This is a genomic window from Aureimonas sp. AU22 (assembly GCF_001463745.1).
In the GTDB taxonomy this organism is placed as follows: Bacteria; Pseudomonadota; Alphaproteobacteria; order Rhizobiales; family Rhizobiaceae; genus Aureimonas.
Map to the genome: position 1 here is coordinate 1 of NZ_BBWJ01000015.1, position 13607 is coordinate 13607.

Sequence of the window (13607 nt, forward strand, 5' to 3'; positions counted from 1 at the left end):
CGAGCGCTGCGCGATGTCGAGGGCGTTGATGTCGACCAGCGCGCCGACCACGAAGCGGTCCATCTGGTAGTCGTAGCCGATGTGCGCGCCGCCGATGAAGCTCGACTCGAACTCCGACGAGAAGCTGTTGCCGAAGGCGTTGCTGAGGAAGGTCGCGCCGGCGCCGCCGAAGTTCGGGACGATCGACAGGTCGTCGCCGTTGTCCGGGTTGAACGCGCCGCCAGCCTGGACGCCGAGATAGAGACCGGTCCAGTTGGACACCGGTGCCATCACGGCCATCGGCGCCGCAGGCTCTTCGTACACGACATCGGCCGCAAGAGCCGGCGAGGAAGCGATGGCGGCGGACGCGAGAAGAAGGGCAATGCGCTTCATGGTTCCGGATCTCCAGCGTGCCGCGGATCGTCGAAACGATGCGGCCGTCTTTGTGTCGTTGAGAAAGCCGGGGCAATTCCCGCTTCTTGAGAACCAAAGATATTAGCGTGCGATCGACAGCAAGGGCCCGGAGGCGGCCTCTCCGGCGTGTGTTGCCGATGCGTCACGTAGTCTAAGCGGCTGGCAATACGACATACGTGATCTGGAAATCATGCTGCGCAGGGGTTCTACGCGTAGTCGCAGCGGGTCGGCGGCCCGGTATCACCACTCGGTGAACGGATGGTCAAACGGCGCACGGGTACATTTGCGCCACGCCGTTTCGGCCCTCCGACTTACCGCACCGTGAACTCCACCGTTCAAATCATGCACGACACGACATGACTCCCTTAAGCGTGATCGCAGGAATCGAGGCCTGAGCCGCTCGTTTTACGGTACGGAAACCTGCCGACGAAGATACTTCCCAGCAGCTGACAGAGCCTCGGTAAGGATATCGTCATGGATACATACGTCACGCGAACGGGGCGACCTTTGTTCGTCGACCTCGACGGAACGTTGATCCGTGGCGATCTTCTTTGGGAAAGCTTGTTCCACTTCGCTCGCCAGGAGCCCTTGGGCTTCTGGAGACTGTTCGGCTGGGCCTTTCAGGGAAAGGCCGTGCTGAAGGACGAACTCGCGGCACGCACGACGATCGACGCGGCGACGCTGCCCTACCGGGCGGAGGTCGTCGCCGCCCTCGAGGCCGAGCGCGAGGCGGGCCGGCCCATCGTGCTCGCGACCGCATCCAACGAACGTCTCGCGCATGCCGTGTCCGACCATCTCGGCCTGTTCGACGAGGTCATGGCGAGCGATCGCCAAGTGAACCTGTCGGCGGGCGCCAAGCTCGATCGCATCCGAGCCCGATGCGGCAAGGAGGGGTTCGACTACTTCGGCAACTCGCACGACGACGTCTGCCTGTTCGAGGCGGCCGAAACCGCGACGGTGGTACAGCCCGACCGTTCGGCTCGGCGCTGGCACGGCGGTGCGACGCGTCCGGCCCGCCTGATCGCCGATCAGGGCTCCGTCCTGCGCGGCATGATCAAGGCGATGCGCCCGCATCAGTGGAGCAAGAACGTCCTCGTATTCGTGCCGATGGCGCTGAACCACGAGTTTCTCGACCTCCGGATGATCGTGACGGCGCTGCTCGCCTTCGTGTGCTTCTCGCTCGCGGCGTCCTCGGTCTACATCCTCAACGATCTCCTGGACCTCGCGGCCGACCGTCGCCACAAGACCAAGCGCAACCGCCCCTTCGCCAGCGGACTGGTGCCGATCCCCGCGGGGCTTGGACTCGCGGCGGGTCTGTTCATATCGTCCTTTGCGATCGCCACGCTGCTCCCTTGGGAGTTCATGGGGGCGCTTGCCTTCTACATGGTGGCGACGACGGCCTATTCGTTCGCCCTGAAACGGATGCTGCTGATCGACGTCCTGACGCTCGCCGGCCTCTACACGACGCGCATCATCGCCGGCGGTCTGGCGATCCAGTCGACGGAATCCTTCTGGCTCCTCGCCTTTTCGATCTTCTTCTTCCTGTCGCTCGCCCTCGTGAAGCGCTTCGTCGAGATCATGGATTTCGGCGGTGGGGCGAACCGGTCGTCCACGGGGCGCGGCTATGTGGACGTCGACCTCGACACGGTGGGGCAGGCGGGCATGGCCTCCGGCTTCGCGTCGGTGATGGTCCTGGCGCTCTACATCGACAGCGGCGAGGTCCGCGAGCTCTACCAGCATCCCTATCTGCTCTGGCCGCTTTGCCCGCTCGTTCTCTACATCATCGTGCGCATCTGGGTGCTGGCCCGGCGCGGACACATGAACGAGGACCCGGTGGTCTTCATCATGCACGACTGGCGTTCGCAGATCATGATGGTGCTCGGCGCCTGCATGTTCCTGGTGGCGGCCTATGTCTGAGGCCTACGACAACTGGGGGCGCACGCCGCCTCCGCCCGGCGGACGGCGCGCCGTCGATGGCCCGCAGGCGGATGCCTTCCCGACGCTGCGGACGGCGAACGGTCTTCTTCCACGCGGCAACGGTCGGTCCTACGGCGACACCTGCCTCAATGAAGCGGGCATCCTCGTCGACATGCGCGGGCGCAACCGCATCCTCTCGCTCGACCTGCAGGACGGCGTGATCGAAGCGGAAGCCGGCGTTCTGCTGAACGAGATCACCGAGCGCATCGCGCCGCACGGCTGGTTCCTGCCCGTCACGCCCGGCACGCAGTTCGTGACGCTCGGCGGTGCCGTCGCCAACGACGTTCACGGCAAGAACCATCACCGGCGCGGCACGTTCGGGCGCTGGGTCGAGAGCTTCACGCTCGTGCGATCCGATCTCGGCGCGTTGACATGCTCGCGCACCGAGAACGCGGATTTCTTTGCCGCCACGATCGGCGGGATGGGGCTCACCGGCATCATAACGCGCGTTCGGCTGCGGCTTCTCGAGGTGCCGTCGCTGACCATCCGCGAGACGACGCACCGCCTGTCGTGCCTCGACGACTACTTCGCCCGCGCGGCCGAGGCCGACGAGGGCCACGAATATGCCGTCGCCTGGATCGATCAGCTGGCGAGAGGGCCGCGCTTCGGGCGTGGGCACCTGATCTGCGGAGACCATGCCGGCAAGGGTGACCACACGGGACGCACCCGCCGGCCGCTCTTCACGGTGCCCTTCACGCCCCCGGTGAGCCCTTTGCGCGGGTTGGCGCTGAAGGCTTTCAACGAGGCGAACTTCCGCAAGCTGCGTTCGGAGGAGGCGACGCGCCTCGTGCCCTTCGACGGGTTCTTCTACCCGCTCGATCGGGTCGGCGCCTGGAACCGGCTCTACGGTCCGCACGGGCTCCAGCAGCACCAGAGCGTCGTGCCCGAACAGATGGGGCGGCAGGCCGTCCGCGCGCTGATGGAGTGCGCGTCCGCCCACGGCCAGGGCTCGTTCCTGACGGTGCTCAAGCGGTTCGGCGACCTGCCGAGCCCGGGGGTCCTGAGCTTCCCGCGCCGCGGCTACACGCTGACGCTGGACTTTCCGAACCGGGGTGCATCGACCCTCGCGCTGATGACCGAGCTCGACCGGATCACAATCGAGGCGGGCGGTGCCGTCAACCCCTACAAGGACGCCCGCATGGCGCCGGACGTCTTCGCCGCATCGTTTCCGCGCTGGCGAGCGCTGGAGGCGATGCGCGACCCCGCGATCCGGTCCGACTTCTGGAGCCGGACAGCCCTCCGCCTCGATGTCGGGGTGCGGCGCTTCGGTGCGGCGGCCTGAGCCGCCGACCGCAAGGATTGATTGACGCTGGCGGGGGAAATCACGGTTCACAACCGCTCCCGCGTGCCCCGTCTTAACCGCATGACATACCGGTTCCCCAGAGGATCCGGCCCGAGATCCAACAGCCGGGAGGCGAGGCGTGAGCCGCTACATCCCCTTCATTCTCTTCACCGTGTTCACCAACGCGGCCGCCCAGATGATGCTGAAATACGGCATGATGCAGCTCGGCCCCTTAAGTTTTGCAGGCGTCAACCCGATCCTCAAGATCCTGTCGATCGTCTTCAGCCCGTTCGTCTTCCTCGGGCTCCTGACCTTCGTCATCTCGATGGCCTCGCACCTCTTCGTGCTGTCGAAGGTCGAGCTGACCTACGCCTATCCGTTCCTCAGCCTCGCCTATGTCGTCGTGGCCTTCGCGGCTTGGTTCCTCTTCGGCGAGGAACTGAACGCCGCCCGCATCGGCGGCATCGCCCTGATCTGCTTCGGCACGATCCTCATCGCGCGCGGCGGCGGCCAGGTGGCTGACGACGCGCCCCTGCCGGTCGTCGCCCAGACCCATTCCACCGAAGGAGCCATTCGATGAAGCACGTGATCTTTGGCGGCGACGGTTTCGTCGGCCGCCATCTCGCCCAGCGTCTCGTCAACGACGGCGAAGAGGTCGTGGTCGCGGATATCGCCAAGAGCGACCTTCCGCACTATGCCCGCGCGACGCACCTCAATGTCGATGTGACCGATCCGGCCGCCGTGAGCGCCGTGCCGATCGCGGCCGACGACATGGTCTACAACCTGTCGGCCAAGATGCTCTCGCCGCTGCAGGTGCGCGCCAAGCGCCACGAGTTCTTCTACCCCGTCAACTACGACGGCACGAAGCACATCATCGAGGCGATGGACCGCGCAGGTGCCGGCCAGCTCGTCCACTTCACCACCGACATGATCTACGGCCACACGGTGAAGACGCCGATGACCGAGGACCATCCGGTGGCGCCGCTCGGCGAGTACGGGCAGTCGAAGCTCGACACCGAGCACCTCGCGGCCGACTGGCGGGAGCGCGGGATGCGCATCTCGCTCTTCCGCCCGCGGCTGATCATCGGCCCGGGGCGCCTCGGCATCCTGGAGAAGCTGTTCAAGCTGATCGACGCCAACCTGCCGGTTCCGATGATCGGCTCGGGGCGGAACCCCTACCAGTTCATCTCGGTCTTCGACTGCGCGGAAGCCGCACGCCTCGCCTGGAAGGCGGGCGTTCCGAACGAGGCCTACAATCTCGGCTCGCTCAACCCGCCGCCGGTGCGCAAGTTGCTGGGCGACCTCGTGCGCCATGCCGGCTCGCGGTCGATCCTGGTGCCGACGCCGGGCTTCGCCGTGAAGCGCACGCTCGACTTCCTCGACTGGTTGAACCGGCCGCTGATGGACCCCGAGCAGTATCTCATCGCCGACGAGGAATGCGTGCTCGATGTCTCGAAGGGCAGGCGCGACCTCGGCTGGGTGCCGCAGTTCCGCGACGAGGACATGCTGATCGCCGCCTACTCCGAATACCGCGCGAAGAAGGAGGGCCGTTCGGCTCCCCGCTCCGCTTATCCCCATCCGGCCGAGTGAGGACCCTGGATCATGCTTGATCGCCCGACGACCGCCGCTCCTTCGCTCGACGCCGCCCCGCGCCTCGGGCCGCCGAAGCCCGACATGCTGACGCTCGACCAGGCCAAGGCCATGGACGTCGGCACCATGGCCGACGTGTTCAAGGAGCACATCAACCCCGGCCAGTTCCACTTCATGAAGCTGCTCGGCTTCCACAAGGTGAAGGTCGAGCGCGCCGAAGGGATGTTCTACATCGACCAGAACGGCCGGAAGATCCTCGACTTCTTCGGCGGCTTCGGCTCGCTGGCCTTCGGCCACAACCACCCGCGAATTCTCGACGCCCGCAAGACGTTCCAGGACGAGAAGCGACACGAGATCGCGATCGCCTTCCTGTCGCAGTACGCGGCGGCGCTGGCGAAGAACGTCGCCGCCTGTTCGCCGGGCGATCTCGACATGGTGTTCCTCGGCTCGTCGGGATCGGAAGCCATGGAAGCCGCCATCAAGGTGGCCGAGCGCGCCTCGGGCCGGAAGAACTGCAAGATCGTCCACGCCGAGAACTCGTTCCACGGCAAGACCAAGGGCGTCCTCTCGATCACCGACTCGCCGCTCTACAAGGGCGAGTTCAAGCTGGTCGAGAACACCTATCGCGTGCCGTTCGGCGATCTCGCGGCGCTGACCGCCGTCGTGCGCTCCGATCCGGATGTCGGCGTCGTGGTGCTGGAGACGGTGCAGGGCGGCGGCGGCATCGTCGAGGCCACCACCGAATACTGGCAGGGCGTGCGCGCGCTGTGCGACCAGCACAAGGTGATCTGGGTCGCCGACGAGGTGCAGTGCGGCTATGGCCGAACCGGGCGGTTCTACGCCTTCGAGCACCACGGCGTGGTGCCCGACGTCACCGCACTCGCCAAGAGCTTCGGCGGCGGCAAGGCGGCGATGGCCGCGATGATCGCGCGTCGCGACGTCTACATGAAGGCCTACGGCACGCCGAAGACCGCGATGATCCACGCCCATGCCACGTTCGGCGGCATCGGCGAGGGCTGCGCGACCTCGATCGAGGCGCTGAACACGCTCTACGACGAAGATCTGATCGGCAATGCCGAGGTGGTCGGCGCCTACCTCAAGGAACGCCTGCAGGCGATCGCGCAGAAGTACCCGTCGATCATCAAGGAGGTGCGGGGCAGGGGCCTGATGGTCGGCCTCGAGTTCCACGACTTCTCGAAGACGCTGCCCTTCGCGCTTCGGCCGATGGTGGCCCTCCTCGACGACAAGCTGAAGGGCTCGCTGTCGGGCTTCATCGGCGCGCTGCTCCTGAAGGACTACGACTGCCTCGTCGCCTTCACCGAGTACAACCGCAACGTCATCCGCCTGGAGCCGCCGCTCATCTGCTCCCACGAGAACGTCGACCAGTTCTGCGACGCGCTCGACGAGCTTCTCGGGCGCGGCATCGTGTCGATCGTCAAGGATTTCGTGAAAACGCAGATGGGCTGAGCCGAGCGCTCCGCCGAACGAAGGAAGGGCCGGGTCCTGCGATCCGGCCCTTCGCGTTTCAGTTGCCCCGCACGAGGCCGGGGCGGATGTACGCCGTCCAGCACCGGGACAGCGGCACCGCCACGTGGTCGCGCAGCCCTTCGGCGTAGATGGCTTGCAGCTCCCCGTTCGCGACGGTGATCGGGCAGAGGGGCAGGAGGGCGAGGTCGGTTCGACGTACGGCATCGATCGTGCGTGCGTCGGGGGCGGGGACGGCCCGGAACGGATCGGCGCCGATGGCGATGTAGGGCGTGGCTTGCCGCTCCAGCACATAGGGGAACGGGTTCACGAAGTTGAGGCTCATGATCGTCTCGAAGCGCACGCGGTTGGCCGCCTCGTAGGCGCGGATCGCCTCCACCGCCTCGTTCGCCGTCATCAGCCAGGCGGTCTGGAAATCCAGCTCGGAATAGAGGCTGAAAATCGGCAGCAGCTTGGCCTCCGCCAGCGCCTCGTAGGTCTGCGGGAACCGCACGTAATTGTCGATCATGCCGGCGGCGCGCTCGATGACCTCCGGCCGCTGCGTCGCCGTGTCGAGCATGCGCAGGCCGTCCGCCGGAACGTTGGCGTATTTCATCTGTCCGACGAGGGCGCGCGCCGTGCGGTGGAGCACGTTGACCATCGGCGGCATCGCCGTCGCCGCGACGAGGACAAGGATCGTTGCCGTCGCACGGGTGGAGTGACGCGAGGCGTCGCACAGGATCCGCACGAGGATCGGCCAGATGAAGATGAAGGCTTGCCCGCCGGTGTTCTGCGTCTCGTAGAACAGGCCGACGAAGAGGGCGACCGCGAGCCAGACGACGTCGCGATCGAGAAGCGCCCACCACTGCCGTGCCACCAACGGACGCCGGGCGAGACCGCCGGCATCGGCGAGAATGGGCTTACGATCGACCAGGAGAAGGGTCGCGAGCAGCAGGCACCCGAAGGCGAAGATGCCGAAATGGATCGATGCCGCCTGAACGAAGCGCGAGACGAGGACGCCTTCGTTCATGCCGACGAGGCGCACGATGTCGGCGACGTAGGCGCTGACGACGCCCGTGGTGGCTTCGAGTCCGGCCAGCACCGCCGCGAAGGCGGCAAGCGCACCGATCGCGGTGGCGAGCCGCACCCGGCCGGCCGCGAAGGCGAAGGCGCAGAGCATGCCGGCCGCGATGAAGGCGGTGATCTTGGACAGGAACAGCGCCGCACAGATCCATGCGATCACGAAGAGCAGCACGCGCTGCCGACGCTCGAACACCAGCGCGACGGTCAGCACGTAGAGAAGCTGCGTGCCGTGACGATTGTAGATGCCGAAACCGTCGATGCCGGGATAGGCGGAGTACTGCTCGACGTTCGTCGGCAACAGCTGGAAGACGAGGAACGGCAGAAGAAGCGCCAGCGACAGTCGGCGTGAACGCCCGTCGATCCGTGCGAGCACGGGAAGAAGGCCGACGAGCGTTACGGGCAGCACCATCCACTGCGCCAGAAGCACGGGCTGCGCCTCTGGGAAGAGCTTCATGCCGGCCGCGAAGAGCCAGTAGCCGAGCGGACCGACGGGGGCGAAGAAGTCCACCGAGGGCGTCTGGCCATTGAGGACGCGCCAGCCGCCGTCGATGAAGACGACGACGTCCCAGTACATGGGCCCGACCGGCAACGATACGTGAAGGCTGAGGACGAGCACGCAGACCGCCGCCACTGCCACGCCGATCACCGCGGGGGACAGGAGAAGAGAGAAGGGCGAAAGGCGGGCGAGGGGAGGCGCGCCGGCGCCGGTATCGAGAGGCAGGGACATCGACGGTTTCCGGACGGTTGCGCGGCGCCGACATCGTTTCAAACCATGCTTAAGTTCGCCTTACGCCGTTCGCCTTGCCACCTGTGGTGGCGGTCCTTCGATCAGGGCTTGCATCCGCGCGGGAATGGGGGGACGCTCCGGTGATGCTGAACCGCGTCGCTCTCGCGATCCTGGGATCGCTCGTGACATGGGCCTCGCCCGCGACGGCGGCCGAGGAGCCGGTCGACGTCGAGCTGGTCATCGCGGTGGACGTCTCGTGGTCGATGGACTTCGGCGAGCTCGACATCCAGCGGAACGGTTATGTCGCCGCCTTCCGCTCGCCGGAACTGCAGCAGGCCATCGCCGACGGGATGCACGGCCGCGTCGCCGTCACCTACGTCGAGTGGGCGGGCGACACGTCGCAGTCGGTGGTGCTGCCGTGGACGCTGATCGATGGCAAGGACGCGGCCGAAGCCTTTGCCTACCGGCTGTCCGAGGCCCGACCGGACCGGATGCGCCGCACCTCGATCTCGTCCGCCATCGATTTCGCCGCCAACCTCTTCGACGGCAACGGGTTCGAGGGGATGCGCCGGGTGATCGACGTGTCCGGGGACGGCCCGAACAACCAGGGGCGACCCGTCACGCAAGCGCGCGATGCGGCGGTCGCACGCGGCATCACCGTCAACGGTCTGCCCTTGATGACGCAAGGGGAAGATGCCGGCGGCGGCTGGGGATCGATCCGCGACCTCGACCGCTATTACGCCGACTGCGTGATCGGTGGACCCGGCGCCTTCATGATCCCCGTCAACGGCTGGACGCAGTTTCCCGAAGCGGTGCGCCGCAAGCTCGTTCTGGAGCTGGCGGGCCTGTGGCCCTTGAAACGACGTGAGAGCGCCGTGGTTTCCGCGGCGGTGGACAGCGAGACGGCCAACTGCCTCATCGGTGAAACCCAATGGCAGGAGCGCTGGCAGCGCTGACGATATCGGAAACCGTACGCTTCAGACGCGCGGCGTCACGGTTCCTGCGGCGGCCCGCCGCCTCTCACGCATGGCGTTCTGCTCGAAGGTGAGCACCATCACGATCGCCACGGCGAAGGGGATCAGGAGGTAGAGGATCCGAAAAACGAGAAGCGCGGCGAGAACATCGGTTTCCGGAACGTCGGAAAGGCCGGTCAGGAACGTGACTTCGAGAACGCCCAGCCCGCCCGGAGCGTGCGACACGAGCGCCAGCGAGAACGACACCACGAAGATCGCGAGCACGATGACGAAGCCGGGATTGTGTTCGGGTGGCAGCGCGAAATAGATGATGCCGGCCGCGGCGACGATCTCGATCGGGGCGGCGATCAGCTGCCGCAGAACCACGTCTCTCCTTGGATACTGGAGAAGGAATCCGCCGATCTTGCGCGGCCGAAAACCCCTGAAGCTCCCGAACACGTAGAGCGCGATCCCCGCGACGATGACGAGCGCCAGGCTGACGGGCACCCAGGGATCGACGTCGACATACCGACGGATCATGGTCGGGTCGGCGAGCTGGGTGAGTGCGGTCAGCACCAGGATGCCGAGCCCGAACGTGAAGGAACAGAAGGCGATCAATAGCGCGATCTCGGAGGGCGTCAGCCCCCGTGAGCTGTAGGCGCGATACCGCACCACGGCGCCCGAAAAGACCGAGGCGCCGATATTGTGCGACAGGGCATAGGTCGTGAAGGACGTGGCGGCCACGAAGGGGAGGGACACAGTTCGGCCGAGATGGCGGAGCGCGAGTCGATCGTAGTAGGCGAGAACCGCATAGGCCAGCAGGGCGCAGAGGATCGACAGCGTCCACTGGCTCCATCCGACGTTCTGGAAGCTGACCCAGATGTCGTCCAGCGATAGCCCACGCACTTCCTTGTAGAGGATCCAGCAGGAGAGGACCACGGCCGCAAGTCCAACGCAGGGCCAGATGGCGTCCTTCCACTTCATGCCTGTTCCTTCCGTCGCCAAGGCAGCTGCACGAGGAACGATGCCCGGCCCCGTACCTCGCCAGACATAAGCGCTCGACAGGCCAGAGGAAAGCGATACGCCTTCAACTCTGGGACAAGTCGTGCGCCACACATGGAACCGGCACCGTGCGGTCCGCGCCGAGATTGCGGAAAATGTGGCGGTGCGGTGGAACCGATTGCCGCATGTGCCGTTTCTTCGCCGCAATCGGGACCCTGAGGAGTTTGGTCATGATCCGTCGCATTTCTGTCGTCGCCGCAACGCTTGCCGCTGTCATGGCCGTTTCGGGTTGCGCCAACACCGTGCGCGGCGTGGGTCGCGATGTGGGCAACACGGTCGATGCGACCGCAGCCGCGGCGAACGACGTCGCCCGCTGATCCCAACGCTTCGGCGAAAGTTCAGAAGACGAAGGCCGGCTTGCCGGCCTTTTTCCATGGTGGGATAGGAGCCGACCCGTCGTTAGCGGATTGGTAAGCATAATTGGCGATGATTCGTCGTGCCGCCTCGCTGGCGCGCTCCGGATCAGGTGTTGCGTACCGGAGCCAGCGGGGAGGTCGGACCCCCCTCATCGAAAGCCGAAGTCAGGCGGTCGCCAGGACCCTGGCGATATCCGCCGAGCGGTACGGCTTAGCGATCTTCGGCACCTTGTTGAAATGGCTCGGGACCTGCGACAGGCTGCCCGAGACGAAGCAGAACGGGACGTTCAGCGCTTCGAGCCGACGAGCGATGGGAATGGAGTTGTCCGCCCCCAGGTCGAAATCGAGAAGGGCGAAATCCACGCCTTCCTGTATCCGCTTCAGCCCGTCCTTCAGGCTGCTGGCCCATACACAATCGGCCTGCAGGGTCTCCGACACGATCTCTTCGAGATCCATGGCGATCAGGGGTTCATCTTCCAGGATCAGAACGCGCATCGAAGAAGCCCTCGTTTCCCTTTAAAACGGAACTGCCGGGACTTGGTTCGCCGCAATAAGAAATAAAGTTCGACCGAAATATTGACTTTTCATTTACCATACTACGGTCGGGTGATGCCTTCGGCCGTAGCTCGGAACTAGTCCATCACGCGATCGAGTAATGAGGCGAGGGAGCGTCGGCCGTCTCCGGCACTTCGCCCGTCTTGGCGACCCGCTGCGAGAGCGACGTGAGGAGTTCGGCCGCGACGCGCTCGGCGGCCACGGGCTTGCCGAACAGATAGCCCTGGAGCTGATCGCACCCGATCTCCACCAGCATGGCCGCCTGCTCCGGCGTTTCGATGCCTTCCGTCACCACCGTCAGGTTCATGTGGTGGCCGAGGTTCACGATCGTGCCGATGATCTGTCGGATATTGGCCTCGCCCTGCTCGAAGGCGATCATGAACGACTGGTCGATCTTCAGCTTGTCGAAGGGGAAACGCCAGAGATAGCCGAGCGACGAATAACCCGTCCCGAAATCGTCCATGGCGATGGAGACGCCGAGCGTCTTCAGTTCCTGCAGCTGCTCCAGAATGGCATTCGACCGGTCGAGGAGGAGGCTCTCGACCACTTCGATTTCCAGCCGATGGCCCGCGATGCCGGAGGCCTCCAGGGCGTCGCGTACGATGGAGACGAGGTCGCCGTCGCGGAACTGGACAGCCGACAAGTTGACGGAGATGAACAGGTCTTCGGGCCACAGGGCGATCTGGCGTGTCGCCTCGCGCAGAACCCAGTCGCCGATCGCCTTGATGTAGCCCCGGGCTTCCGCGATCGGAATGAAGATCGACGGCGGAATGTAGCCGCCTTCGCCATCGGGCAGACGGATCAGGCTCTCGAAACCCAGGATCCGTTGATCCGCGGCACCGACGATGGGTTGATAGAAAAGTTCGAACTGCCCGTGCTCTAGTGCCTCGCGCATGCGGCGCTCGATCATCCGGCGGCGATTCGCCTCCTCGTCCATGGACGGCTCGAAGAGCACGAAGTCGCCTTGCTTGGAGCTCTTGTGGACGAGGACCGCGAGCTCGGCATGCTGGAACAGCTGGACGATGGTGCGGCCATGCTCCGGCACCATGGAAACGCCCATGCACAGCTGCGGGGTGAGGGTGTTGCCCTCGATCGTCACGGGAATCTCGACTTCCTGGCGGATGCGCCGAGCGAGCGCTTCGACGTCGTTGCGACCCCTCAGGTTGCGCTGGACGATCATGAAGTCGTCCGCACCCATGCGGGCCACGAGGTCGTTGCGGTCGATGATGCGCATCAGCCGATCCGCCACGGTGCGCAACAGTTCGTCGCCGCCGGCCTGGCTGATGCTCTTGTTGATGTCGCCGAGCCCCTGGATGTCGATGGCCCAGACCGCGAGCCGCTCGCGCGTGGCGCGGCAGGTCGCGAAGATGCGCCCGGCATCCTCCTCGATCCGCTTGCGGTTCAGGAGCTTCGTGAGCGTGTCGTGATTGGCCAGAAACTGGATGTGCTCGTCGGCCTGCTCGATGCGCCACTTGCGACGGATATAGATGAGACCGGGAACACCCGCCGCGGTGACGAGGACACCGATCAGACCCGCGACCGCATATCCCACGACCTGGATCAGCTGCTCTTCCACGCCGTCCATGCGGGGCACGACCGAGATGAAGCCCCGGCGCGTGCCGTCACGCTCGATAGGAGAGATGACCTGGCTTTCGCCGCCGGCGGACCGCACCGACTGGATCCACTGCCCTTCGCGCTCCACGGCCGTCTGCGACAGCTGCTCGAGCCCTGTGATGCCGCCCGGGCGCTCTCGCAGCAGCCAGGCATGCGCTTCCGATTTGAGCGAGAACTCCGGCTGGCCCTTGAGATCGAACACGGTGAAGTTCGACAGACCGGAGGCGAGGGCGACCGCGCGGATTTCCGATTCGAGATCGGGGTCGCGCGAGATGCCCGTGAGAAGTGCCTCGACGGCCCCGTTCGTCTCCTCGAGATAATCGACGAAGCCTTGCACGCGCTGCTGGGCCGTCGTGGCCAGAAGGTTGGAGATGGTCTCCTTGCCGATCCAGACGCCCGCAACCGAAACGGCGGCGAGCACTGCGCCCGCACCGACGGCCGTTGCCGAATATCGTTTGAGGAACTTGATCATGGCATCCGTATTCCTTCGCCCGGCAAACCTAGGCGACGAAAGTTAAGGAAGCGGATCGAACCCTTGCGGTGCCGGCCTT

11 protein-coding genes and 1 pseudogene are annotated in these 13607 nt (G+C 65.5%); 7 read left to right on the forward strand and 5 right to left on the reverse strand.

Annotated elements, in window-relative coordinates; genetic code table 11:
• Window positions 1-372: pseudogene (locus AUL34_RS06125) on the reverse strand (porin family protein); the annotation flags it as partial.
• A gap of 495 nt (window positions 373-867) precedes the next feature.
• On the opposite strand from AUL34_RS06125, the gene AUL34_RS06130 reads away from it, so the two are divergent.
• From AUL34_RS06130 to AUL34_RS06150, 5 genes are all read left to right on the forward strand, one after another.
• Window positions 868-2310 carry a UbiA family prenyltransferase gene (locus AUL34_RS06130; RefSeq protein WP_061932287.1) on the forward strand — a complete coding sequence of 481 codons (1443 nt, stop codon included), beginning with the start codon at window positions 868-870 and terminating at the stop codon, window positions 2308-2310.
• Complete coding sequence (locus AUL34_RS06135; RefSeq protein ID WP_061932290.1) at window positions 2303-3652, forward strand: FAD-binding oxidoreductase; 1350 nt, start codon at window positions 2303-2305, stop codon at window positions 3650-3652. Before AUL34_RS06130 ends, AUL34_RS06135 begins: the two co-directional genes overlap by 8 nt.
• Window positions 3653-3848: 196 nt before the next feature.
• Window positions 3849-4232 (forward strand): EamA family transporter, encoded by a 384-nt coding sequence (locus tag AUL34_RS06140; RefSeq protein WP_061932364.1) that lies wholly within the window; start codon window positions 3849-3851, stop codon window positions 4230-4232.
• Window positions 4229-5242, forward strand: coding sequence for an NAD(P)-dependent oxidoreductase (locus tag AUL34_RS06145; protein ID WP_061932292.1), 1014 nt, complete (start codon window positions 4229-4231; stop codon window positions 5240-5242). The genes AUL34_RS06140 and AUL34_RS06145 overlap by 4 nt, the downstream gene beginning before the upstream one ends.
• 12 nt (window positions 5243-5254) lie before the next feature.
• Window positions 5255-6709 (forward strand): aspartate aminotransferase family protein, encoded by a 1455-nt coding sequence (locus tag AUL34_RS06150; protein WP_061932294.1) that lies wholly within the window; start codon window positions 5255-5257, stop codon window positions 6707-6709.
• A gap of 58 nt (window positions 6710-6767) precedes the next feature.
• On the opposite strand, the gene AUL34_RS06155 is transcribed toward AUL34_RS06150, so the two are convergent.
• Window positions 6768-8516, reverse strand: coding sequence for a hypothetical protein (locus AUL34_RS06155; RefSeq protein WP_061932295.1), 1749 nt, complete (start codon window positions 8514-8516; stop codon window positions 6768-6770).
• Window positions 8517-8659: 143 nt separating this feature from the next.
• Between AUL34_RS06155 and AUL34_RS06160 the strand changes: the two genes are divergently transcribed.
• Complete coding sequence (locus AUL34_RS06160) at window positions 8660-9472, forward strand: DUF1194 domain-containing protein (protein ID WP_061932297.1); 813 nt, start codon at window positions 8660-8662, stop codon at window positions 9470-9472.
• 21 nt (window positions 9473-9493) lie between these two features.
• Here the strand turns inward: AUL34_RS06160 and AUL34_RS06165 are convergent, their stop codons facing one another.
• Complete coding sequence (locus tag AUL34_RS06165; protein ID WP_061932300.1) at window positions 9494-10453, reverse strand: YbhN family protein; 960 nt, start codon at window positions 10451-10453, stop codon at window positions 9494-9496.
• A 248-nt stretch (window positions 10454-10701) separates the two neighbouring features.
• On the opposite strand from AUL34_RS06165, the gene AUL34_RS22535 reads away from it, so the two are divergent.
• A complete protein-coding gene (locus AUL34_RS22535) occupies window positions 10702-10848 on the forward strand; it encodes a hypothetical protein (RefSeq protein ID WP_192845701.1) in 147 nt (48 codons plus the stop codon).
• Between the two features lie 204 nt (window positions 10849-11052).
• Here the strand turns inward: AUL34_RS22535 and AUL34_RS06175 are convergent, their stop codons facing one another.
• Together AUL34_RS06175 and AUL34_RS06180 are read right to left on the reverse strand one after the other, a co-directional pair.
• On the reverse strand, window positions 11053-11382 hold the full coding sequence (locus AUL34_RS06175) for a response regulator (protein WP_061932304.1): 330 nt from the start codon (window positions 11380-11382) through the stop codon (window positions 11053-11055).
• Between the two features lie 145 nt (window positions 11383-11527).
• Window positions 11528-13528: a bifunctional diguanylate cyclase/phosphodiesterase gene (locus AUL34_RS06180; protein WP_082653188.1), complete on the reverse strand. Its 2001-nt coding sequence runs from the start codon at window positions 13526-13528 to the stop codon at window positions 11528-11530.
• Between the last annotated feature and the right edge of the window lie 79 nt (window positions 13529-13607).

Excerpts from the sequence above, each read along its gene's own strand:
- AUL34_RS06130 (WP_061932287.1), top strand. The coding sequence starts at position 868 with ATGGATACATACGTCACGCGAACGGGGCGACCTTTGTTCGTCGACCTC.
- AUL34_RS06135 (WP_061932290.1), top strand. The coding sequence starts at position 2,303 with ATGTCTGAGGCCTACGACAACTGGGGGCGCACGCCGCCTCCGCCCGGC.
- AUL34_RS06140 (WP_061932364.1), top strand. The coding sequence starts at position 3,849 with ATGATGCTGAAATACGGCATGATGCAGCTCGGCCCCTTAAGTTTTGCA.
- AUL34_RS06145 (WP_061932292.1), top strand. The coding sequence starts at position 4,229 with ATGAAGCACGTGATCTTTGGCGGCGACGGTTTCGTCGGCCGCCATCTC.
- AUL34_RS06150 (WP_061932294.1), top strand. The coding sequence starts at position 5,255 with ATGCTTGATCGCCCGACGACCGCCGCTCCTTCGCTCGACGCCGCCCCG.
- AUL34_RS06155 (WP_061932295.1), bottom strand. The coding sequence starts at position 8,516 with ATGTCCCTGCCTCTCGATACCGGCGCCGGCGCGCCTCCCCTCGCCCGC.
- AUL34_RS06160 (WP_061932297.1), top strand. The coding sequence starts at position 8,660 with ATGCTGAACCGCGTCGCTCTCGCGATCCTGGGATCGCTCGTGACATGG.
- AUL34_RS06165 (WP_061932300.1), bottom strand. The coding sequence starts at position 10,453 with ATGAAGTGGAAGGACGCCATCTGGCCCTGCGTTGGACTTGCGGCCGTG.
- AUL34_RS22535 (WP_192845701.1), top strand. The coding sequence starts at position 10,702 with ATGATCCGTCGCATTTCTGTCGTCGCCGCAACGCTTGCCGCTGTCATG.
- AUL34_RS06175 (WP_061932304.1), bottom strand. The coding sequence starts at position 11,382 with ATGCGCGTTCTGATCCTGGAAGATGAACCCCTGATCGCCATGGATCTC.
- AUL34_RS06180 (WP_082653188.1), bottom strand. The coding sequence starts at position 13,528 with ATGATCAAGTTCCTCAAACGATATTCGGCAACGGCCGTCGGTGCGGGC.